The 22,850-nt window shown below is 63.3% G+C and carries 19 protein-coding genes and 1 pseudogene (1 of these 20 only partly in view); 4 read left to right on the plus strand and 16 right to left on the minus strand.

The annotated features are described in order from the left end of the window. Positions 1-466, plus strand: the end of a protein-coding gene (locus K426_RS22590) for a TonB-dependent receptor (protein ID WP_066562590.1). The gene continues 1,523 nt to the left of window position 1, outside the view; 466 of the gene's 1,989 nt are visible here — the last part of the coding sequence; the start codon falls outside the window, past its left edge; its stop codon occupies positions 464-466. Positions 467-658: 192 nt separating this feature from the next. Here the strand turns inward: K426_RS22590 and K426_RS22595 are convergent, their stop codons facing one another. The 7 genes from K426_RS22595 to K426_RS22625 form a co-directional block, all read right to left on the minus strand. Next, positions 659-2,968, minus strand: a complete 2,310-nt coding sequence (locus tag K426_RS22595; protein ID WP_158511768.1) for an ATP-binding protein — start codon at positions 2,966-2,968, stop codon at positions 659-661. Continuing rightward, positions 2,961-4,349 carry a hypothetical protein gene (locus tag K426_RS31870; RefSeq protein ID WP_158511769.1) on the minus strand — a complete coding sequence of 463 codons (1,389 nt, stop codon included), beginning with the start codon at positions 4,347-4,349 and terminating at the stop codon, positions 2,961-2,963. The genes K426_RS22595 and K426_RS31870 overlap by 8 nt, the downstream gene beginning before the upstream one ends. 65 nt (positions 4,350-4,414) lie before the next feature. Next, positions 4,415-5,851: a glycosyltransferase family 2 protein gene (locus K426_RS22605; protein WP_237230153.1), complete on the minus strand. Its 1,437-nt coding sequence runs from the start codon at positions 5,849-5,851 to the stop codon at positions 4,415-4,417. Continuing rightward, positions 5,848-6,837 (minus strand): HEAT repeat domain-containing protein, encoded by a 990-nt coding sequence (locus K426_RS22610; RefSeq protein WP_066562599.1) that lies wholly within the window; start codon positions 6,835-6,837, stop codon positions 5,848-5,850. Before K426_RS22610 ends, K426_RS22605 begins: the two co-directional genes overlap by 4 nt. 5 nt (positions 6,838-6,842) lie before the next feature. After that, a complete protein-coding gene (locus tag K426_RS22615; RefSeq protein WP_145907604.1) occupies positions 6,843-7,970 on the minus strand; it encodes a YaiO family outer membrane beta-barrel protein in 1,128 nt (375 codons plus the stop codon). Next, positions 7,967-8,341, minus strand: a complete 375-nt coding sequence (locus K426_RS22620) for a response regulator transcription factor (protein ID WP_066562602.1) — start codon at positions 8,339-8,341, stop codon at positions 7,967-7,969. Before K426_RS22620 ends, K426_RS22615 begins: the two co-directional genes overlap by 4 nt. A gap of 282 nt (positions 8,342-8,623) precedes the next feature. Further along, complete coding sequence (locus K426_RS22625) at positions 8,624-9,274, minus strand: RBBP9/YdeN family alpha/beta hydrolase (protein ID WP_066562603.1); 651 nt, start codon at positions 9,272-9,274, stop codon at positions 8,624-8,626. Positions 9,275-9,662: 388 nt separating this feature from the next. Between K426_RS22625 and K426_RS22630 the strand changes: the two genes are divergently transcribed. Next, on the plus strand, positions 9,663-10,085 hold the full coding sequence (locus tag K426_RS22630) for a hypothetical protein (RefSeq protein WP_145907607.1): 423 nt from the start codon (positions 9,663-9,665) through the stop codon (positions 10,083-10,085). Positions 10,086-10,103: 18 nt separating this feature from the next. On the opposite strand, the gene K426_RS22635 is transcribed toward K426_RS22630, so the two are convergent. The 5 genes from K426_RS22635 to K426_RS22655 all read right to left on the minus strand — a co-directional run bounded on the left by K426_RS22635 (position 10,104) and on the right by K426_RS22655 (position 15,573). Further along, entirely contained in the window at positions 10,104-10,982 is an 879-nt protein-coding gene (locus tag K426_RS22635) for a hypothetical protein (protein ID WP_145907611.1), read from the minus strand. Positions 10,983-10,984: 2 nt separating this feature from the next. After that, entirely contained in the window at positions 10,985-13,465 is a 2,481-nt protein-coding gene (locus tag K426_RS22640; protein WP_145907614.1) for a hypothetical protein, read from the minus strand. A 28-nt stretch (positions 13,466-13,493) separates the two neighbouring features. Then, positions 13,494-14,285, minus strand: coding sequence for a fimbrial biogenesis chaperone (locus K426_RS22645; RefSeq protein WP_066562615.1), 792 nt, complete (start codon positions 14,283-14,285; stop codon positions 13,494-13,496). Positions 14,286-14,369: 84 nt separating this feature from the next. Further along, positions 14,370-14,942: a spore coat protein U domain-containing protein gene (locus K426_RS22650; RefSeq protein ID WP_066562617.1), complete on the minus strand. Its 573-nt coding sequence runs from the start codon at positions 14,940-14,942 to the stop codon at positions 14,370-14,372. An 85-nt stretch (positions 14,943-15,027) separates the two neighbouring features. Beyond that, positions 15,028-15,573: a spore coat protein U domain-containing protein gene (locus K426_RS22655; protein WP_066562619.1), complete on the minus strand. Its 546-nt coding sequence runs from the start codon at positions 15,571-15,573 to the stop codon at positions 15,028-15,030. Positions 15,574-16,005: 432 nt separating this feature from the next. On the opposite strand from K426_RS22655, the gene K426_RS22660 reads away from it, so the two are divergent. After that, positions 16,006-16,584 (plus strand): helix-turn-helix transcriptional regulator, encoded by a 579-nt coding sequence (locus tag K426_RS22660; protein ID WP_066562620.1) that lies wholly within the window; start codon positions 16,006-16,008, stop codon positions 16,582-16,584. A 491-nt stretch (positions 16,585-17,075) separates the two neighbouring features. After that, positions 17,076-17,240: pseudogene (locus K426_RS30530) on the plus strand (acetyl-CoA C-acyltransferase); the annotation flags it as partial. Positions 17,241-17,289: 49 nt separating this feature from the next. On the opposite strand, the gene K426_RS22670 reads toward K426_RS30530, so the two are convergent. The 4 genes from K426_RS22670 to K426_RS22685 all read right to left on the minus strand — a co-directional run bounded on the left by K426_RS22670 (position 17,290) and on the right by K426_RS22685 (position 22,846). Continuing rightward, positions 17,290-17,691, minus strand: coding sequence for a c-type cytochrome (locus tag K426_RS22670; RefSeq protein WP_066563835.1), 402 nt, complete (start codon positions 17,689-17,691; stop codon positions 17,290-17,292). Positions 17,692-17,693: 2 nt separating this feature from the next. Then, positions 17,694-19,280, minus strand: a complete 1,587-nt coding sequence (locus K426_RS22675) for a flavin monoamine oxidase family protein (protein WP_066562622.1) — start codon at positions 19,278-19,280, stop codon at positions 17,694-17,696. Positions 19,281-19,310: 30 nt separating this feature from the next. Continuing rightward, the gene (locus tag K426_RS22680) at positions 19,311-19,814 is read right to left on the minus strand and encodes a RidA family protein (RefSeq protein ID WP_066562624.1); all 504 of its coding nucleotides are present in this window, start codon (positions 19,812-19,814) and stop codon (positions 19,311-19,313) included. Positions 19,815-19,897: 83 nt separating this feature from the next. Next, positions 19,898-22,846: an amidohydrolase family protein gene (locus K426_RS22685; protein ID WP_066562630.1), complete on the minus strand. Its 2,949-nt coding sequence runs from the start codon at positions 22,844-22,846 to the stop codon at positions 19,898-19,900. Between the last annotated feature and the right edge of the window lie 4 nt (positions 22,847-22,850).

Genomic DNA, 22,850 nt, shown 5'->3' on the forward strand with positions numbered 1-22,850 from the left:
ACCGACCGGCGCCAGCAGGCGGCATGGTTATGAGATCGTCGCCTTCTGGCGGCCGCTGTCCTGGCTGGCGCTGGACGGCAATTATACCGCCAGCCATTCGCGCTACGACAATGGAGACCGGATTCCCAATGCCTTCGAAAATGCGGCTTCCGCAGGTGTGGCGGTCGTGCTGGGACGTTGGGAGACCAGTTTGCGCGTCCGGCATCTGGGGCCTTATCCGCTGATCGAGGACAATAGCGCGCGGGACAAGGGGAGCACTGTCGTCAACGCCCGCGGCGCGTGGAAGGGCAAGCGGATCGAGCTTTATGGGGAGCTACTGAATGTCCTCGACAGCCGGGACAAGGACATCGCTTATTTTTACGAGTCCTATATTCCCGCCTTCGACACCGCCGGCCCGCAGGAAGGAAGGTTGAGCCGGGTTGTGGAGCCTCGGACTGTTCGGTTGGGGGTGAAGGTCAAGTTTTAATCGTTCCAGAGGCTGGGATTGGCCAGTTCCAGCCATTGAGAGGCACGTGTTCCTGCGAAGGCAGGAACCCAGTTCCTACGGTGCGACGATCCACGAACGGCGGGACTGGGCTCCTGCCTTCGCAGGAGCACGATGCACTGCAAGGAAGGCAGCGCGAAACAGACCATCCCCTATCCACCCCAAAGCCTCCGCTCAACCACCTCCACATAATCCGATCACGGTCCTTATCCTGCCAGCGACCGTCGCGTCCATCTGTCCCCTTTCTCTCAGCGCCTGTTCGGCCGCCTCCGCGGCGCTGCCCAGCGTCGCCTGGCCGAACATCGCCGCCGTGCCCGCAATCTTGTGCAATTCACCCTGTGCTTCTTCCAGCGCCTCGCCCGCCGGGGCCGGGTCATCCAGCAGGCGCGTGAGCAGGGCCGACCACAGCGCCGTCTTCTCATGGAAGCGCTCGCTCAGTTGCTGCGTCACCGGGTCGAAGGCTTCGGGCGCCTCCTCAATCGCCTTGGCGGGCAGCCATGTCGCGAGCGCCTGTTGCAGATCGGCCAAGCGGAGCGGCTTGACCAGATGCGCCTGCATCCCCGCGGCCAACGAGGCGTGCACATCCTCGCCAAAGGCATTGGCGGTCAGCGCCAGGATCGGCAGTTCATGGGCCGTGACGCCCTGACCGCGAATGGCCCGCGCCGCGTCCAGCCCATCCATCACCGGCATCTGCATATCCATGAGCAGGATGTCATAGGGCGCGCCCTCCTCCCTGGCGCGCAGCACGGCAGCGAGCGCCTGCGCGCCATTGGGCACGATCGTTGCGGTGCAACCGATCCGTTCCAGCATCGCCCGGACCAACTCCTGATTGACGTCGTGATCCTCCGCCACCAGCACCTGCAGGTCGGCAAGATGAACCGCCGTCCCGGCGGGCGGCAAGGCGATGGAGGAAAGCGCCGCCGCATCGGCCTGTTCGAAGGGCAAATGCAGGGTGAAGCGGCTCCCCTGCCCCACTGTGCTGTCCAGCGAAAGCTCGCCATTCATCAGCGTCACCAGTTGGGCGCTGATCGACAGGCCAAGGCCGCTGCCGCCGAACCGGGCGGCGGTGCCGACATCCGCCTGCACGAATTTTTCGAAAATGGCGGCCTGCCGTTCGGGCGCGATGCCGGGTCCGCTATCCTCGACCGTGATCGCCAGCCGATCCGCTCCATCAAGATGCACGCGCAGCGCGACATACCCCTCGGCAGTGAACTTGACCGCATTGCCCAGCAGGTTGAGCACCACCTGGCGCAGCCGCAGCCCGTCGCCCAGCATCATTCGCGGCAGATCGTCGGCAATGTCGCGGATCAGTTCCACGCCCTTCTGCCCCGCGCTGGCCCGTACAAGATTGAGGCAGGCGTCCAGCGCATGGATCAGGTCGAAGGGTTCGCGGGCGATTTCCATCTGCCCGGCCTCGACCTTCGACAGGTCCAATATGTCGTTCAGCAGGCGCATCATCGCCCGGCCGGAATCAGCGATCATCTTGACCTGATGATGCTGTTCGGGCGGCAGGCCTGCGCCCAGCAACAGGTCGGCAAAGCCCAATATGCCGTTCATCGGCGTGCGGATCTCATGGCTCATATTGGCGAGGAAGCCGGTCTTGGCGGCGCTCGCCATTTCCGCCGAATGCCGGGCGGAAATATCCTCCACCACGGAGACGAAGAAATCCGGCGCGCCTACCGCATCGCGCACCAGCGAGACGGTGAGGTTGATCCACACCACCCCGCCATCCTTGCGGACATAGCGCTTTTCATAAGCGAAATCGCTGATCTCCCCCAGCAGCAGGCGGCCTGCCAGACGGGCATCGATCTCATAATCGGCGGGATGGGTGATCTGCCGGTAGTCGAGGCCGGCCAATTCCTCCCGGCTATAGCCTGCAATCTCGCAGAAACGGTCGTTGACCAGCAGGAAGCGCCCTTCCGGTGAGCAATGGGCAAGGCCGACGGCGGCCTGTTCGAAGGTCGCGGCGAAACGGCGGGCCGCGTCCGAATGCGCGGCATTGGCGAAGCCCGTGATGATCGGCCCCGCCATCAGGCGGACAACGTCCAGATCGGCGCGGGTGAAGGCCGCCATCCGATCGGAATAGACCTTGAGCACGCCCACGGTCTGGCCATGATAGGGCAAGGGAACCAGCATCATCGATCGGACGCCGACTTTGCGGCAGGCGTCGCGGTCAACGCGGGGATCGGTTTCGCTGTCGTGGCAGAACTGGGTTTCGCCCGTCGCGATGCAGGTGCCCGAGAGGCTGCCGCTCAGCGCCAGGCGCAGGCCGATCTGCTTGATCGATGTGCCGCTGACGGCGCGATAGACCACCTCCTCGCCATCGCGCATCTCGACAATCGCGCCCGTCGCCAGCGGAATGATGCGCAGAGCGCGCGCCACCACCTCATCGATGATCTGCTGGAAATCGGCATAGGCTTCGGTCACCGCCGACTGGAGCGCCAGCATCTCCTTCATCCAGCCGGGTGAGCTTGGGTCAGCCATGGGCCGACACCTCCCAGCCATGGACGCGAAAGCCTGCAAAACCGGGCCAGCCCGACAGCAACGGCATGAGCGCGCGTTCGGTTTCGGCGGCTCGGGACGGCGCGCCATGGAAGCTGATGCGCGTGGGGTCGGTTCTATTCTCGCGCACCAGGGCGAAAGTGGCGCCGGATGGGCCGGAGGCTTCGGACGTAGCGAGCAATTCCGCCCCAACATCGCTGAGCTTCAATGTGCCGCTCGGCGCGCGGCGGTAGAGCCGAGTTGCTTCCTGCCCCACGGGGCCGGTTTCGATGGCGATCCGCACGGGCGGGCCTGCTTCCCCAAGCCAGCTTTCGGCGGCATCCAGGATCAATTGAGGATCGGTGCGATAGGCCATGACGATGATTTCGTGGATCGAGGCGAGGGCGGTTTCGAGGGCGGCCGCCCCTTCGGGCGAGCGGCGCATCCACCAGGGCAGGTCGACGGCCACCGCCCCGCCCCAGGCCTGGGCGACCGCCTGTACGCTTTCCGCCCAGCCTTGCCAGCCTGCCGGATCGCTCGCGAAGCCCGGCAGCGCATAGGGTTCGATGTCGAGTTCAAGCAGCGGCCGGGTCGCGAGATGATCGTCGCACCAGCGGCGCAGATGAGCGAAACGGCGGACGGCTTCCGCACGCCCTTCAGCCGTTGCCATGCCGGGATCGCCATCGAGCAGACGAAAGCCGATGCCGCGCTCCGTCAGCGCCGCCGCAAGCCGGGCCAGCGCGGAATCCGGCTTGGCGGGCGCCTGAATGGCGAGTTCGGTCCAGCCCGCCGCAGCAGCGCGGCGGGAGAAGCCGATCGGATCGGCACGCCAATCCTGTTCGCGCCAAATCCATGTCCCCCGCCCGTTCGGGCCCGCTCCGGCAGGCGTCAATGTCACCGCGTCAAGCTGGGCTGAGACGTCCCTGTCGGGACAGGTCAGGACAAGCATCTGCTCCTCCTGCCGATCCGTGAAGGGGATGATGGCGGGCCTATCCGTCCAGTGCGCAGCCGGAATGGCTGGCGCGTCCCGCCCGAGCGGCAGGGCGCTGACACCGATAGCGGCGTCGGCGCGCCCTTCCAGCCGCCAAAACCCCCGATAGGCGCGGGGCAGGCGCCGATCCGGCCAATGAAGCACGGCACCGGCAGGCGCGGGTCCGGCCTGGCAGCGGATGCGCAGGCCATTCCCGTCGCGTTCCACCCTCACCCGCTCCTCGGTTCCGAAAGGCCGGACATCCGCCAGCGGCAGGATATTCGCGCCGATCGGCACCAGCAGCGGCAGAGGCGGCGCATCCGCGCGTTCCGGCGCCAGCGCAGCGGGACGAAACACGCCCGCCTCGATCGTGCCGGACAGGGTCAGTCGCTCCACCTCGCGCCAGTTCGTCATGGCAGGTCCTTTCCAGATCGGGGCGGGAGGGGCAGCGGCCGTCACCAGCAGGAACAGAGCCGCTTTCACTGGCGCACGAAGGCCGAACGACCGGCGGCGGCCCAGCGGTTGTCCTTGCGGAAGAACCGCCACATGCCATGAAGCCGGAACGCCAGATTGGCCTGACGATAGCCCAGATTCTCCACCACGGCGGCGACTCCGATCATGGCCAAATCCCGCGCTCGCGGCGTGCGGCGCAATTGCACCTCCTCCAGCGCCAGCGTGCCGAGGCTAAGGGCCGTGCCGAACAGCACCGTCAGCGAGAAAAAGGCGAACACCACCGTCCCGGATGTCACTCCCATCAGCCAGAGCAGCGGAATCAGGAGATAGCCGAACAACTCACAGGGTGGGCCCAGCACATCCTCGATCACGATCAGCGGCATGCTGATGAGGCCGATCCGGCCATAGCGCGGATTGGCCAGCATCCGCCGATGTTCGACGATGGTTTCCAGCGCGCCCTGCTCCCACCGCGCGCGTTGGTTACGCAGCCCCTTCCAGCTTTCCGGCGCGTCGGTCCAACAGACGATTTCCGGCACGAAGTCGATGCGATAGGGCTTTTTCTCCTCTCGCATGCGGCGGTGGATGCGGGTCACGACCTCCAGATCCTCGCCCACCGTATCATGGCGATAGCCGCCAATCTCGACCAGCGTGGCCCGGCGGAACATGCCGAAGGCGCCGGATATCAGCATCAGCATGTCCAGCCGCGCATTGGCGATGCGCGCCGTCAGGAAAGCACGCAGATATTCCAATATCTGGTATCGGGGCAGCCATTTGCCCGGCAGGCGGATTTGGCGCACATCGCCGCCCGCGACCACCGATCCGTTGACGATGCGGATCGCGCCGCCCACCGCCATCAACGACCCGTCATCGGCCATGAAGGGTTCCGCCGCGCGCAGCAGGCCGTCCGGTTCTATGATCGAATCCGCATCGATCACGCACACCAGGGGCGCGGCGGCGAAGCCGAGGCCCGCATTGACGGCATCGGCCTTTCGCCCATTCTGCTTGTCGATCAGGATCAGGTTCGGATAGCGCGCCGAACCGTAGACGCCCAATATCTTCGTCTTCTGCAATTCGGCCAGTTGCTCCCGTTCGATCGGGCGCAGGGCGAATTCGCGGATCAGCACCTCCAGCGTGCGATCGCTGGAACCGTCATTGACCAGGATCACCTCATGATCGGGATATTCCAGCGCCAGCAAGGCCCGGACGCTGTCGGCTATCGACAACTCCTCGTTGAAGCAGGGGGCGATCACCGAGACCGGCAGGGCAAGGTCGGCGTAGCGGGTCCAAAGGTCATAGGACCGGCTGGCCGGCTTGATCCGGGTGACGAAGACCCCCGCGGCGAGCAGCAACTGGACGGTCGACACCAGATTGCGGATGCTGACGACAAGGAAACAGAGCAGGCCGATGACGACCAGCGTGCCAACGCCAATATCGGCCGCCGTCGAGAGGATGCGCGCCATCATGCCGCCACCTGCAACATCTGCACCGCCTGTTGCGCGCGCAGGCGGACCCAGGGCGAAGGGTCGTTGCGCAGGGCCGACAGCAGAGGCAGGGCGGCGGTCAGCCGCATGATCTGGCAGGCGCGAATGGCGCGGGAGCGCACCGGATGTTCGGGGTCTTCCAGCATCCTGATGATCCACCCGGCGCTGCCCGGATGGCCGAGCCGGGTCGCAGAATCGAGCGCGGCAAGGCGCACCGGAGGATGCGGGTCGCCCGCCGCCGCCGCCAGCAGCGGCAGGGCGGCGAAGTCCTCCGTCCACCCCAACGCATCGATCACCAGCGCGCGGACGGCAGGCGGCAACTGGTTCGACCGGCCAAGCGCCATCAGCTCGGCCGGATGGCTGACCGCGATCAGGCGGAACAGGCTGCGGTGCAAAGGCGTGATCCGCGTTTCATAGAGCGAAAGATCTTCGATCAGCCGTTCCGGCGCGGGCAGCGCATCAAGTTGCGCCAGCAAGGACGCCGCCTCCAGCCTGGTGTCGATATGCGGATCCTCATGCAGCGCCGACAGCAGCGCGTCGACCGCATGTTCGCCGCCGATGCTGCCCAATATGCGCATCGCGTCCACCTGCGCCCGGCGGCGGGAACTTTGCGTCTTGCGCAACGCATCCTTGAGCAGGCCGTGGCGGTCGACCAGCGCGATCAGCCTCTCCCGCTCCTCGCCGCGCAGAAGCTGGATCATGCGGCCGATCGCCGCCAGCTTGTCGGCGGTCCGGGCCTTGCGGAAGGCGGGGCCGGACAGCGCATCCTCGCCGTCCCCGCCCTCCATGCCACCGCCCATGATCTCACGGATCAGCGCCTTGATCATCGCCGCCGCTTGCGCATCCGCCCGCTCCGCCCGGTCGCGGCGGATCACCAGGAACAGCAGCAGCGCCGCCATGCCCAGCGCGCCGTAGAAAGAGATGAAAATGGCGATCTGCGCGACATGGTCGGGGATCGGCATCTGCATCACGGTCAGAAGCCGATCTGAAGGCCGAGCGACCCGCCCTTGCGCGTATAGGTCGCCCGGCGGCGGTCATAATCCAGCCCGGCGCGCAGCGTGATCCGTTCGGCCAGCGGCACGGTGCCGCCCAGGAAGAGCGAATGGACCTGCCGGGTGATGCCCGCTTCGGTATCCGGATAGGTCGCGGCCCCGGCATAAAGGGTCGCGCCATGGTTCAACGTGGCGTCCAGCCGCCCGGACACCCCGGCGCGGGGCGTGCCCTGTTCATCCCACAGGTTGATCATCCGCACCGTGGCGCTGACGCCCAGCCGAGCCGCGGTCAGGCGGACGCCCGGCAGGAAGGTCGTCACCGACACGTCCCGATATTCGGCATGGCGCAGGTCGCCAAGCAGGGTCGCATAGGATGTGACATCCGCCTCGATCCCGCCGCTGGCGCTCCATTTTTCGCGGAAATCGGCGTGGGGCGTCACGGCCAGCGCGGCATAGGCGCGGATATGCGGGCCGATGCGCTGGTCGATGCGCCCCTCGATACGGGTATCAGTGAAGCTCTGGCGATCCTCCCGCTCGGCGGCGAGCGCCAGCACCGTGCCCTGCGCCACGCGGCCATAAGCGGCCAGCGTCGTCGTCGACCAGGTCCGGCTCGGCCGGTTGTCGAAGGAAACATGGGAAAAGCCCTGCGCCACGGCCAGACCGAAGCGCTGAAGCGGAGCGGCGGATGTTTCGGTCAGAAGCTGACGGCGGATCGCGGCAACCTCCGCATCGCCGGGCGAACGCTGCTCGATCGCCACGACTTCGCGCTCGGCGGCGGCGCGGTCGCCCGACCAGAGATAGGCGCGGGCCAGGGCGGCGGCGATGTCATTATCTGCGGGCGCCAGTTCCTGCGCCCGGCGCAGCGTCGCGATAGCCTGGGGATAGTGCCCGGCAAAGCCATGGGCGCTGCCCAGCAGGCGCAAAATCTCAGGATCGTCGGGGAAATCGGCATTGGCCCGGTCCAGCAGGGCAATGGCCTCCGCTTCATCCTTGCGTGCCAAAGCGGCGCGGGCGGCGGCGATCTGCGCGTCGCGGGAAGCGGTGGGCGCAGCCTGTGCCGGAACAGCCAGCGTCATGCAGGCCATGACACAAGCGGACAGCGTCCTCACCGCGCCATCCGGGCCGATTTGAGGATCGCATTGACCCGCACCACCAGCTCGTCGGGAATGAAGGGCTTGGTCAGATAATCGCGCGCGCCGGAGGTCAACGCCGCCATGACATCCGCCTGCGCCTTGCGGGAGGTCAGCATCACCACCGGAATCTCCGGCAGTTCCTGCGTCACGGCGCGCAACACATCCGCGCCGGACATGACCGGCATCATCGCGTCGAGCACCAGCAGATCGACATCGCCCTGGCGCGCCGCCTCCAGCGCGGACGCTCCATCCTGCCGGATCGTCACATCATGGCCTGCCGCCTCCAATTTGAACCGAACCAGCTCGCCCAGCAGATCGTCATCATCGGCAACCAGGATGTGCGCCACTATTACCTACCTCTTGGATCGCTTCAGCCGTTACGTTCCAACTGCGGATATTTTCCTTTTTTAACAATCAATAATGCCATTTTAACCCTCATTTCGCCGTGACGCGGCCACGGCCCGTCCGGATGGCATGCTTGCCGAAAGCCGCGACGCCCATCATGTCGAATGGATTTTCGGCGCAGTCGAGCCAAGAGCCTCGACTGCGCCGAAATCAGTTCGATATGAAAGCTTTCTGGGCAGCACCATGCCCGCCACAGATGGAATGCGGGTTGGCCCTCGCTGGTTTCAGACCCCGTAGAGCAGGGTCGCCTCGGCGCTGCGTTCCCGTTCGCTGGCGTTCTGGCGGCCGTCGATCTCCTGCTCCACAGGCTGACCCAGCCGGGACAGCAGGAAACGGCCGAACGTCCAATCGCCAAGGCCGGAGTCGGCATTGATATGGCCCACTTCGCCCGCATCCGCGAACCGGCTGCCCCAAAATTGCGCCAACCGCTTTGCCCGACAGATCGAGATATAGGGATCGCTGCGGCTGGCCACGACGATCGAGGGGAAAGGCAGCAAAGCCTTGGGCGTGGGAGCGAAACCGCGCAGGCGGGGGTCGACGACCCCTGATTCGAGCTCGGGCGGCGCGACCAGCAGGGCGCCCGCGATCTTGTCGCTCCATTCGCTGCATTCGAACGCGGCCCACCAGGCGACAGCGTGGCAGCCCAGGCTGTGCGCCGCAAGGATGACCGGTCCGTCGATCCGGCTGATCGCATGGCTGAGATTACTGATCCAGCTATTGCGGTGCGGCGCGTCCCAACTGCCCAGTTCGGCGCGATGGCAGTTGGGAAGTTCCGATTCCCAGATGGTCTGCCAATGGCCGGGTCCGCTGTTCATCAGGCCGGGCACGGTCAGGATCGTCGCGGAATGAGCAAGTTCGGTAGCATATGGAAGCATGGCGGGACCTCCTGCCGACTTCTTATTCTCTATCAATATGATTGACAATATGCCGCGGGCATTTTGCGAACTGTCGTTGCCCGCTTGGGACGAACCGAATTTTCCGCCGTCCCGCCGCTTGAATGCGCGGTAACGGCTGGTTCATGTTTTTGGCGGATGAATCACGGGAAACGAAGTGATACATTGGACTCGCGGAATCCGGATACTTCCCCGCTTTTCGCTCGGCTGAACGCAGGAACGGGAACGTCTCCAAACTCTTCCCCTCCTTCGTTCAGCCGGTTCCTCTCCCATCCTTCATTCCGGCCCAATGCGTGGAATGTTAAGGATAAAGCATCAAGCTTTCTTTAATTCAGCGGTGATAGACGAACGGCAACAGAAGGGGCCGAAGATGACATTCGTTCGACTATGTGCTGCATCCAACATCCTTTCATCGGCCGCGCTGCTGGTGAGCCCGGCCATGGCTTCCGAAACCGCCAAGGGCTCCTTTGCCGTCAGGGCCGTGGTTCCGGCCTATTGCGAAATCGACAGCGATCCCGTGCAACTGAGCGAAGGATCGGGTTTCCAATCCGGAAGCGTGATGGAGCTTTGCAACAGCGCGGACGGATTTCAGGTCGTCGCCTCCTATCGCGAGCTTGCGCCCAGCGAGCAGGTGCGGTTCAGCTATGCCGGCTATTCGCGTCAGCTCAATGCGTCGGGCTGGACGCCGGTGGCCAATCGCGTCGGCGCCAAATTCGGCATGCGGCCCATTGGCGTGCAATATAGCGCGCTTCAGGCGCCGCTGGCGATCAACCTCACCATCACTTATTTCTGACCCCATACAAGGCCAGGATCAGATCGGCGTGACGGCCACCGTCACCCGATCGGTATATTTGCCCGCATGCCAGGTCGGATCGGGATCGACGGTGATGGAAATGCCGTGGACGTCGCCCAGCGATCCGGTGTGTTCACCGACGTTGATCTGATCGCCCGTCGCCATGTTGAAGGCGCGGCCATCCACGAACAGCCGGTAAGGAATGACGTCCGGACCGTCGATGCGGCGGAGCATGCCGCCATATTGGGACGTAAAGCGTAGCTGATAGCCCGATGTGCTGAGCACGCGCACCGCGAAGGGTTGCGACACTGTCCGCATGGTGGTGGACAGCTCGCCCAGGTCGATCCGGGCAGCTCCCCCTTCCCCACCGACGCCAGCGAAGCGGATGCGGGCGGTCGCCGGAATTTCCAGCTTCAGGCGGAGTTGCACCTCGTCCAATGGGGCGTTGCTGCTGTCTTCGGACAGGGCGAAGACCAGTTGCTGGCGATAATCGCCGCTCCGCATCCCCCAGTTCACCGGCACGTTGACGGTATAGCCGACCGACGTCCGCCCATGCGGTTGCAGGATGACCACGCCGCCGCCGCTCGATACATCCGCTGGAGAAGCGGAGGTCACGGAAATATTCCCGCCGGGGCCGTTCAGCATATAATTGGGGAAGGAGGCGTCGGACGCGCCCAGATCCCGCGTCACGCGCAGCCGTAGGCGGCATTCGCTGTCGCCGTCATTGCGCACCATGATCCGGAAGGGCTCGGTCAACTGCCGCTGGTCCATGCTGTCCCCGGCGGCAAGGCGCACCTCGCGGGGGCCGTCGACGAAGGAGGGCCGGCATTCCGCCAGTGCATGGCCCGGCACGATGAGCGACGCGAAACCCAGGTAGCGGCAAAATCGGCGCATCATAGTCACTCCTGTGTCCCGGTGGCCGGGCGGGCGGTCACATCGCCCAGTTGTAGCAAGGATTTCGTATCGGCGGGCACGTGAATCATGAACTGCATATCCGGGTTGCGCAGCTCCACCCGATAGCTCTTGCCGGGACGAAGCCCCTGCGTCGCGAAACGGCCCGCGGAGTTGGTGAAGAAGGGTTGCGACACGAAGACTGGATCGTCCACCGCCGAAATGGTGCCGCCCAGCAGGCTGACCTTCTCGCCCTCATAATAGAGGAAGCCATAGGCGCTGATGTTCGCATCGCTGCCGACGACGAGTTTATAGCCGCTCTTATAGGGCGGATTGACGGTATGCACGCCCGTGCCGATGTCGTAGCCGTCCGTCCCGTTCTTCAGATCATATTGGATGCTCTGTCGGTTATAGCTATTGAGCCGCCCGTCCAGCGCCGGACCCCAGATGCCGCTTTGCGCCTCCACCTTGCCGTCGTCCACCGACTGTCCCACCACGACCTGCTTGTCCTTGAGCGCCTCATGGGCTTTGGCAACAAGGAAGCTGTCGGAAATCGGCCGGCCGATGGCGACGCTGTTCCCCGCCACGGCGATCGACGTGCCGATCTGCAGGCGGCTGTCCTGTCGGTCGTCGATCCGCGAGAAACCATTGCCCGAAGAGATGGTGGTGAAGCGCGAATAAAAGCGGTTGCCGATATAGGTGGCCGATCCGTCGATCGAGGCCATGCCGTCGGAATTGCGCGCGGCGATGTCGTAACCGAAGGAGCCGACCCTATCGTCATAGCTGCGCGTCAGGGTGAGGCGGGCATCGTCGCGGCGGCTGTTATAGCCTGCCTCCGCGCGGGTCTTCTGGCCGAAGGGCACGACCAGCGCGATGCGCGCGCCGAAGCTGCGCCCGAACACGTCCTTGCCATATTCCCCCCCCCCGGTGAGGCGGAAGCGTGATGCCCGGTGCATGACATCGACGAAGGCGAGCCTGGTCCCCCTCAGCCCCTCCCGCTCGAACCAGTTGCCGCCGACGACCAGACTGGTGCGATCGCTCAATTGCTGGCCGTAATTGGCAGTCAGCGTGAAGGTCCGGAAACGGCCGAAACCGATGGCGTCGGACAGGGTCGAGAAATTCCGGCTGCGATAATCGGCGCTGACCGACAATTGCTTGCCCTGAATGCCGTAGCCGAATTGCAGCGAATAGGCGCCGCGCAGCGAATAGCCGGTTCCTCGTCCGGTGCTGATCGCGCTGGAAAATTCGAACCGTCCGGGAATGGAGCGCGGCGTGGAAATGACCTCTATGGCGCCCAGTTGCACATCGTTGCCCGCCTGCACCGCGCCGCCGAGCAGCAGCCGGTTACTGATACCGCGGCGATAATAGGCCGACAATGCGGGAGAGTGGCCGTAGATCGGCTGGGCCCGGAAGTCGGTCGGCACGAAGCCCACCGCCGCGCCATATTCGCTTTCCCCGGCGATCAGGTCGGACGGGTTGAAATAGGAATCGAAGGAGGTGATCTGCCGCCGCCCGCTGACATCGGTGACGTAGAGCTGAGCGTTGCGGCCGCCATATTGGGCTTGAAGCCGGGACAGGTCGTACGTGCCCGAATTGAGCTGGAACCGCTCCACCTGCTGGCCGTCGACGATCACGTCGACCGTGGAATCGCGGTCGAGCAGAACCTGCTGCCCGCCAAGCTGAAGGAGCGGCGTGCTGCCGGTGAAGGTCCGCCTGCCCTTTTCGACGGCAATGCCGCCAAGCAGCGTTCCGGAGGTGATTGACAGGCCATTGAGCTGAAGGTCGCCCGCGCTCCAGCGGCGCTGCTTTTCATATTCGTCATAGACCAGCCGCGCCTGACGCCGGTAGAAGCCGCCACCGCCGGTCAGCGCCTGATCATAGCCGCCGTCGAATTCCAACACGACACCGCGATAGCGCATCGCCCCCTGCAGGATGAGGGCAGGCTTTTCGAAGTCGCGGAAATCGCTGACCCGCATGTCCCCGATCATGTTCAGATAGGCGCTGAATTTCTCCGGTTCGAGTGTGGTCGCGGGCAAGGAAAAGCGCACGGCTTCCCCCAATGCCTGGGCGGCGACCATGGTCCCGTCAATACGGTCGACGCGGACCTGCAATTCGGAAGAATCGTAGATGAGGGTGACGCCCGCCTTCTCCACATCGGCAACCGAAACCGAAGGCGTGGCGGGCAGGACCGCCGCGAATTTGGTCCGCCCACTCTCCGACAGCAGGGGCGCGACATGCTCCAGCAGAGACTGGCGATCGAAGAGGATCGTCCCGTCCACATAGACCGTCGCGGCGACATCGCCATAGACATTGCCCTGCCGCAAAAGGGGCAGGGTCATCTGCAGCCCCTTGTCGCCGGGGCGAGCCGCGGGTCCGGGCGCGGCCGGAGGCTGCGCGCCGGCTGTCCCCTGCCCGGCCACCTGGGCCAGCGCGACCGTCGACGACGCGGCCAGTGCGCCTGTGGCGACGCTGAAGAGTAAATGTCTCACCCTGCCCCCCTCGGGCATGTTCAAAGGATCAGCGCTTCAGCGTCACCGTCGCTCCGGCCGCCATTTTTTCCGGAGTCGGGATGAAAAAGATGCGGGCCTGACCGGGCGCGACGATTCCCATCCCGATCATTTCGCTCATCTGAGCGGCATTATATTCCGCGCTATAGGGCTTGCCAGTGCTGTCCGTGCCGCTGACGGCCCAGCCGGACCGACCTGCCGGGAAATAGCGATTGCCCTTGTTCTCGATGCGCACTTCCAGACCATTTTCGGTCCGGGTCTTGCGGACATCCTTGTCCTGCGGCGCCTTTTCATCCGGACCGAGCTCGACCTCGCGGGAAACCGGCGCGATCTGGGCCACCACCGGATCGGGCGCCGTCCCGTCGGGCACGACGTTGACGAGGACGTTGAAGCGCATCACGACCTGAATGCGCGACTGTTCGGCCGGAAGCTGGACGGGAATCTGGCTGACCGCCGCATAATAGACTTCCGATTTCGTCAGCGGACCGTCCGGCAGATATTGGATGCGGAAGACCTGCTTGCCATTGGGCGCGATCAGCGTCTGGGGCGGGAAGACCATGAAACGGTCGTCCGCGGGCTCCAGCGTCAGTTCGCCGCGCTCCCCGATGACCCCGCGATACATGCGCACTTCCATCGGCAACTGGCGGTCTTCATTGTTGGCGACCTCGATCCGCGCCGTGGAACGTGTACCCTGAGGCTCCAGATCCACCGACATCGGCGTGACCCGCGCAGCCTGCGCGCCGGTCGCCATGCCTGTCAACAGAAGCAGCGGCAGAACGAATTTCACCCATTTGAGGAACATCGTCCTCTTCCCCCTCGATCATGAACGGCGGAAATCGGGGAAGCCATGAAAGGGCTCCCCCGATTTCCTGTGCAGATACTGCGATCAGCTCGCGGTGACGGTGATGGTCACGGTGTCGCTGTAGGTGCCGGCCACTGGACGGGCATCCAGGTTGTTCAGCGGATCGACCAGCGCGTCGAACTTGACCTGGCGGTGCAGCGCGCCGCGCGAGGCGCCGTTGTTGAGCTGGATAAGACCCAGCAGCGCCGAACGACGGAAACCGGGCTGCTGCAGCAGACCGCCATTGCGATAATTGTCGGCGGCGAGCGAGTAGTTGATCGTGTTCTTGAAGCCTGCATCCGCGCCGGTCAGCGGGGTGCTGGTGGTCAGACGACCGGCATTGGCCGACGAGATGGTCATGCTGTTGGTGTCGTTGCACGACACGTAGAAGGGGCTGGTTGAGCTGAGCGCGCTATCGTTGATGAACAACGCGGTGCTGCCGGCATTGGTGTTGACGTTGACCGTGCCGAGCTGAATGTCGGTGATGTTTTCCATCGTGCAGGTCTTGGCGACCGACGCGTTGATGTCGAACGTGTCGCTGTCGGTGCTGGCCGCGAAAGCAGGGGTGCCAGCCATCAGGACTGCTGCGGCCGTGGCGGCCATAAGGAGCTTCTTCATAAGGATTTCCTTGAATCTTGAAATGGGTTGCGCGTCAGAGCGACGACCTGATCAGGGGCTTCAATGCCCTGATCCAAGCCGTGCCTTAGAGCGCGGTCTGGACGGTGACGGTCACGGTGCCCGTATAGTTGCCGGCCAGCGGACGCAGCGTGTTTTCGGACGACAGCACCTTCGCGGCCAAACGCACCTGGCGGTGGACGGGACCACGGCTGGTCTGGTTCTGAGCGCCGTTCGCGCTGGAGTAGCTGGGCTGCGAGCCGCTCGTGAAATAGTTCAGAGCCTCGACGCGATAGTTCAGCTTGTCCGTGAAGCCGGCATCGTCGACGCCCGCCTGGAAGGCGCGCGAACCCTGAAGCGTGGCGGGACCGGAAAGGGTCATCTGGTTCTGCTTGTTGCAGCTAACCCAGAACTGGTTGGTGTTCAGCGTCGCATCGCTGCTGAGCAACAGGGCGCCATTGCCCGCCGTCGTGGAAATGTTCAGCGCGCCGAGGTTCACGTCACTGACGTTCTGCATCGTGCAGGTTTCGGGGATCTGAGCATTGATCTGAAACTGGTCGGTGGCCGAATTGGCCGCAAAGGCCGGACTCGCGACAAGCATTGCTGCCGCGGAGGCAAGGATCATCTTCTTCATGGAATACTTCCCCATCTGTTACAAAAAGCGGCCTGAACCACCCCCGTCTCCAATGGGGCTGCTTCCGGCCGTAACTTCAGGGAGGGCGCGCGACTCTCTTTCCCCACCCCTGGAGCTGAACGAAAGTATTAATATATATCTAACGAAAGTTAATACTCAATATTGGGTATCGCTCCGCTTTAATGGTTAACGCAGAACAGCAGCAGCGGGTAAAAATTCATGAAATTCGCGGGTTTCGGTGCGATCCTGACATATTTCCGGCCGCATCAATTAAAATCGACCTGGTTTGTACAAAATCGGGACATGGCTTCATCAATTTTGTTAAGGACAAATTTGTTAATCTATCTATATCGTAAGTTATAGCTGTCGATTCGATAGATATGGATTAAAAATAGAGGCTGCTGCCGGGGGGTATGTGTGGCTGAAGGCTCCATGGCGAATGGAGAGTCGGTTTTTGCGAACTGGGTCGATGCCGATCCGATTCCGCACGCGATAATCGATCGCTCTTTGCGCCTGCATTGGCAGATCAGGGCCGCCATGGCTCTGCTGCAACATTCGCCGGATTTACAGGAACAGAACGACCGCCTCTTCGCCCTCCAGCCGGATAATCAGTCGCGCCTTGAGCTGTTCGTTGTCCATGCGGGGTCCGGCGCGGCATCCTCGATGGTCATTCTGCCCGTCAGGGAAGATTATCTCATCATTCGCGGAAGGCTGATCGAAACCAGTCCGGGCAGCGAACAGATCGGCCTTATCTTCTTTTCCGCACAGCATTTCATCGATCGATCGATCATATCCGATGACGTCAAGGACATATACCGGCTTACCAATGGCGAGCATAAAATATTGAACGCCATGATGAGCGGCATGAATGCGGAACAGATTTCCAGGAGTCTGGAAATTTCCCTGGAAACGGTCAGAACGCATATCCGCCGTATCTATTCGAAAATCGGCGTGAGAAGTCGTGAGGCGTTGTTCGCTCAACTACAACCGTTCAAATTCCTAGCATATTGAGACGGCTTGCAATCTGATTGCATCAGATCGAATTTTTTGATGGCAAGCCGCTTGATCCCGAAATCACCCCTGCGCTTACGCAGGCTATCGAACTTTGCGAAGACTTGGGCCATCATGTCGACAAGTCGCTCCGGATATCGGTTTACCCTGGAACCTTCTTGTCGATTTCCTCACGACCGATTTCTGTTCCGGCAGGGTCGGATGGATAGGATTTCCCGGCGAGATCGCTGGGCGGATTCGTGACGAGACGACGCTGGAAAGTCCCAGTCTCGCCGCTTATCGGCATCGCCAAACCATCTCCGCGCCGGAACTTGCAGGCGCGTTGAGCCTGCGCAATGTCATCGCCCGGCGTTTCACGGCTTATCTGACGAAGTTCGATATTCTGCCCTCTCCCGTCCTGCCCCCTCCCCCGCTTTCCTTCAGTCACTCTTCGGGATGGAAAGGAACGGCGCGGAATTGGTTCGATCAGTAGCCCCGCAGTCTCAACCGGGCCAAGGTATGGATCGATAGCATTGGGACATCCGATCGGGGCGACAGGCGCCATATTTGTGGGGACTCTTCTGGATGAACTGGAGCGCCGGGATCTCAGATATGGACTGGCGACGATGTGCGCTGCCGGCGGGATGGCTCCAGCGATAATTATAGAGCGCGTCTAAAAATCTTGCCAGGCGCCTCACTGAACGCGGAAGAGGGCGGCGTCTTCCATCATTCCATGCTTCTGCCGGGCTTGGCGATGCGCTTGACGTCCGCTTCCGTAACGGGCTGGGGATAGCTGTTGCCGAAATGCGTCCGCACATAGGTGATGACTGCCGCCACCTGCGCTGTCGACAGAATCTCGCTCATCGGCGGCATTGCGCCCTTGCCCTTCATCACGATCGTGATCGGATAGGCGGGGTCAGCCAGCTTTTTGTCCTTAGCCAAGGCCGGAATGGTGCCGCCGCCGCTGCCCATGGCATTGGGCATATGGCAGGCGGCGCAGATTTGCTTGTAGACCTTCTCGCCGTCGACAGCCTTGTTCTTCGCCTGCACGCCGCCGGGCGTATCGGCATGGCCCGGCGCCGCCAGAAGGGCCAGAAGCGGCGGAATCAGGAACAAGCTGCGCCGCATCGTCATGCCGCCTGCGTGCGCTGGTGGATGCGCGTGATCGCATCGATGCCGGAAAGCAAAGATCCCTCCATCCAGCCACCATAATAGCTGGCATGCTCGCCCGCCAGCACCACACGCCCGTCGATCGCGACGAGATTCTGATAATGCGCCGCCCGGTTCTCCTCGCTCCAGCGCGAGGTGCAACCCAATATCCAGGGCACGCGGCTCCACGGCACCGACACGCCGTTCATGAACTCCTTGCGATATTGCGGATGGAAAATCTCGCCCTGAGCCAACGCCGCCTCGATCCGCTCCTGCGGAGTCATGCCGGTCAGCTCGAAGGCGCCTGCGTCGCGGGCGAAGGCGCCCAGCAGCACCGCCGGTCCGTTCGAGAAAAAGCGGTCATTGGGATAGGATAGCTGCGCGATCGGCTGGTCGGTGAAGCTGTGACCGCCATAGATATTGTCATCCTCCTCCCAGAAGCGGCGCTTGAACTCCAGCCCCATTTTGAGCTGACCCGCATAGGGCACCGCCTTCATCGCCGCCGCCAGCTTCGGTCCCACCTGCATCTCGACCTGGCTGATGATCGACAGCGGGATGGTGCACACGCACCAGTCGGCGCTGACGCTGTTCATCTTGCCGCTCGGTACATCCTTGTAGCTGACGGTCACGCCCTTGCCGCTCTGGGCGACCTTTGTGACTTTTGCATTATAGGTGATGAGCTTGCCGACTTGGCCAGCGAAGGCCTTGCCGATCATATCCATGCCGCCCACCGGCTGGAACATCGTCGTCTGCATCACATAGTTGAAATAGAAGCTCATGGCCGTCCAGACCTGCGGGTCGAGCACGTCACCAAGTTTCGCGATCTGCGATGGCGAGGGCGCGCCCTCCACGCCCCCGCCCGGCGGCCGATCGTACCCCCGCTGGGCGGAGACGGCAACGCTGCTGGTATAGGCCATATTGTCGTCCAGCACGCCCCAGTGGCGGAGCGCCTCCAGCAACTTCTCCTTGTCTTCCGCGCTCACGCTGCCATCCAGCGCCTTGGCGTTCGCCGCTTTCGCCAGCAATTCCGATGTGTGGCCCCGGAAGTCGGTTGCCACCGCCTTGTAGCGCTGCGGCTTGCCGCCGAACGCCTCGCTCGAATGGATGAAGCCATTGTGGTTGAGCTGGATGAACGGCTCCAGCGCCACGCCAAACTGCCTGCAATAATGCAGCAGGCAGTTATGGTGATGCGGAATGCGCCAGGGACCGGGATTGATATAGTTGCCAGGCGCGAACTGCACCTTCTGCACGGTGCCATCGCTTTCGGTGAAGATATCGCCGCCGCGCAGCGTATAGTTCCGGCCGCCCGGACGATCCTGAAACTCCAGCAGTTTGACCTGATAACCCGCCTTTTCCAGTTCATAGGCTGCAACCATCCCGGCAAGGCCAGCGCCCAGCACGACGACCGATGCGCCCGGTTTCGCGCCGGACAGGACCGGCGGCCCGTCGAACTGGGTTTCGGCGGCATGGCCCAGCGCGGTCATCGCCTGATACATGGCCGCCGCGCCACCCATCTTGCCGATCAGGCTCAGGAGCTGGCGGCGGCTCGGCTGCGTGCTATTCTCCATAAATACCCCCTGTGCACGGCGGCGGAAGGTTCAGTTGCCCTTGGCCGCGATCGCCTCGATCTCGATCAGTTGCTGCGGCCGGGCGAGACCCGCGATCTGGAAGGCCGACCGCGTCGGCAGATTGGGCTGCTCGGCCGTGCCGAAGAATGTCTTGTACGCCCGCGTCATGCCGTCACGGTCCATTTTCCCGCCCAATTTGGGGTCGCCGACCAGGAAGACGGTCAGCTTGACGACATCGCCCATGGTAAGGCCCATCTCCGCAAGCTGGGCCTTCATCTTGGTGAAGATCGACAGGGCCTGCGCCTCGGTATCGCCAAAGGCGTTCGGGCTTTCCATATCCTTGGGATCGATCGGCGCTCCCGTAGCCCCGGAAAGGAAATAGAGCGTGCTGCCGGGCGGGACCACAGCGGCGCTGGCGATCATCGCGCCGGGGGTCTGCTTATGTTCGACCGGTGCGGCATGGGCCGTTGACGACAAGGCAGTGGCCGCCGCAATGCCCATAAGAGAAAGCCTGAACGCTGACGGATTTGCCATGCACGCCCCCATTCCCATAGTGCTGATGCTGTATCCGGGAGAACGAGGCGCGGAGGAAAACCCGCCATGTTCATGTCGCCATCCTATTTTCCGCCGGAAACAAGGTCTCCGACATCATAATATCTCCCGTTGGCGATCACCTTCCGCACGTTGAAAGTGTTCGCGATATTCTCGCGCGGATCCCCCGCAAGAAGGGTGATGTCGGCCAGCTTGCCAGCCTCCAATGTTCCTGCATCCAGATTGAGCGACTTTGCCGAATTGACGGTCGCCGTCTGCAACGCCTGAAAGGGCGTCAGCCCCGCATCGACATAGGAGGAAATCTCCGCATGCAGATTGGTCGCGATCATCGTATCCGTGCCCGCCGTGACCAGCGCGCCGGCATCATAGATCTTCTTCAGGCTCTGCAGACTTCCCGCCATCATGGGCCGCAGCATCGCCGCCATGGGATCGCTCTCCGTCACGGTCTTGCGCGCCCAGATCGGATAGAGGTTAAGGCGCGGATCGTCGCGATAAGCCGGATTTTTCTCCAGATAGCCGGCCAGCGCGCCGAAATTGGTCGGCGTCAAGGTCCGGCCGCTGCGGCCGAAAAGCTGAATGACATCCTCATAGGCCATGCCCATCGGTCCCTGCTTGGGCGAATAGCCGCGGCGGCTGGTCGCGCCCAGATGCTCGGTCGCGTCGACGCCGGTATAGGCGGCAGGGAAGATTTCATGGCCGGTGACGGGAACGCCCATCTGATGCGCGGCCTCCACGATGCGCCGCTGGTAGATGTCGGGCATGCGGACATAGCTTTTCAATATGTCATATTTCAGGATGCGGGCGCGCTCCAGTTCCCGCTCCAGATGGGCCGGGCCTGAGACGGCGACGCCCATCTTGTAATAGACGCGCTGCCATTCGAACAGCGGGCCGTTGACATAGAGGCGGGGGGATGGGCGGACGCCCGCTTCGGCGGCTTCCCTGTCCTCGATCGCGTCATAGACCTGATTGCCCGGATCGCGGACGGTGGTGATGCCATAGGCCAGCCATGCCCGTTCCAGATTGGAACCGAAATCCTTCTGCAAATGGGCGTGATGCTCGATCAGGCCGGGAATGGCGGTAAGGCCGGTGCCGTCGATAAAATGTTCCGCCCGATGCAAGGCCGGATCGTGATCGCGGATCGCCGCGATGCGGTTGCCCTCGATCACGATGTCCTTGTCATGCTGGGTCTCGTCGCGGACAGAGTCCACCAGATTGCTGACATGGATCACCGTCCGTCCGGTCGGATTGGCGAGGCGGTAAGTGAGGTCGACCGGAATCTCCCGGATCACGCCGGTTTCGGTGTCGATCGTCTTCAGCTTGTCCGACGACTGGTAGAGGATGGTGCGTGAATCGGCGGTCCAGGTGGGAAAATAGGAAATTTCGGATGTATAGCTGCGCGGCGGCCCCATAGGCTTGCCGTCCGCGCCCACCGGCCAGATTTTCAGCAGGCCTTCATAAATGGCCGCCATCTTCGTTCCGTCCGGCGACCAGGCAGGACCGCCGCCGCCCCGCGTGTCCGTTCCCGCATTGGCCTGCGGCAACTGCCAGAAGGGTTCGCCCTTGCCATCGGCGGGAATCACATAGACCTGATTGGTGCCTTCGCGGAAACTGTTCGAATATTTATAGGATAGCGCAATCGCGACATATTTGCCGTCCGCCGACCAGCTTGGGCTGCCCGGCTGGCCCAGCGACTCTGCAAGCCGCGTCACCTTCCCGCTTGCCACGTCGACGACGCAGACGCCAGCGACGCCCCAGCGGCCATCGACATCGAGGAAGGCGATCCGGCTGCCGTCATGCGACCAGGCCGCGCCCAGGGGCTGGGTGTCGATATTGGTGAGCTTGCGATCCTTGCCGGTCTTGAGGTCGCGTATCCAGAGTTGCGGCAAGCCGCCGCCCTTGTCGGAGGTATAGACGATGCTCTGCCCGTCGGGTGACCAGGCGGGATCAGCATCCAGCGCGGCGTCCTTGGTCAGATTCTCCGGCACACCGCCCTTGGAGGACATCCAATAGAGATCGCCCAGCGCCACGAAGGCGATCCTACTGCCGTCGGGCGAGATGGTCGGATGCACGATGCCCAGCGCCTTGCGGGGCGCGGTGGAATCCCAGTCGCGTTTCGCCCGCGCATAGCTGGGCTTCACCGCCTCCAGCGTGGCGGCGAAATCGACGGTGGAGAGGCGTCCGCCGGTACGGTGCCTGATCTTGCCGTCCGACACGTAATAATAGCCGCCCTTCCCCCAGCTTATGCGGAAGGGAAAGACATTCTCGGTTCCGCTGATGGTTTTGCCATCCACTTCCAGATGGCTGCCCTTGGCGTCTTGCACCACATAAGCGAGGTCACCGGCGGGACCGAAGGAGGGGGCATCGACCCTCCCCGCCACCTGTTTGAGTAGGCTTTCCTTGCCGTCGGCCAGGGTCGTCGCATAGAGCGCCGTCTTCGCGCCGTCGATCCCGGCATAGGCGATGCGGACACCGTCCGGCGACCAGCTCGGCATCCGGTCCTCGCGGGGGTTGCTGCTGAGTTGCTTCACCGCCCCGCTTGCGACGTCCAGCGTCCAGATGTCGTAATTGCCGCTGCGGTCGGAGGAAAAGGCGATGGTCTTGCCATCGGGGGACCAGGCCGGTTCGCGGTCGTCCCATGCGCCCTCGGTCAGCTTGCGCATGTCGGTGCCGTCAGGCTTGATGGTCCAGAGATCATAGCCACCCTCGCGATAGGCGAAATAGGCAAGCCGCGAACCATCGGGCGACCACACCGGCTGGCGCGCATCGTTGAAATAGTCGGTGATGCGCTTCGCCTTCCCGCCCTTGGCCGGGATGATCCAGAGGCTGCCCTGAAGGTCGACCGCCAGCCATTTGCCGTCGGGGGAGACCGATACGGCCATGGAGGTGCCCTCATGCACGTCGAAGGCAACCGGCTTTTCGCCTCCGGGCGGCGGGAGATTGGCCGGCTGGGCATAGGCTTGCACGGCGCAGGCCGACAGCAGGGCGACAGAAAGAAACTTCAGGGGAGACTTCATCAAC

Source organism: Sphingobium sp. TKS, assembly GCF_001563265.1.
Lineage (GTDB): Bacteria > Pseudomonadota > Alphaproteobacteria > Sphingomonadales > Sphingomonadaceae > Sphingobium.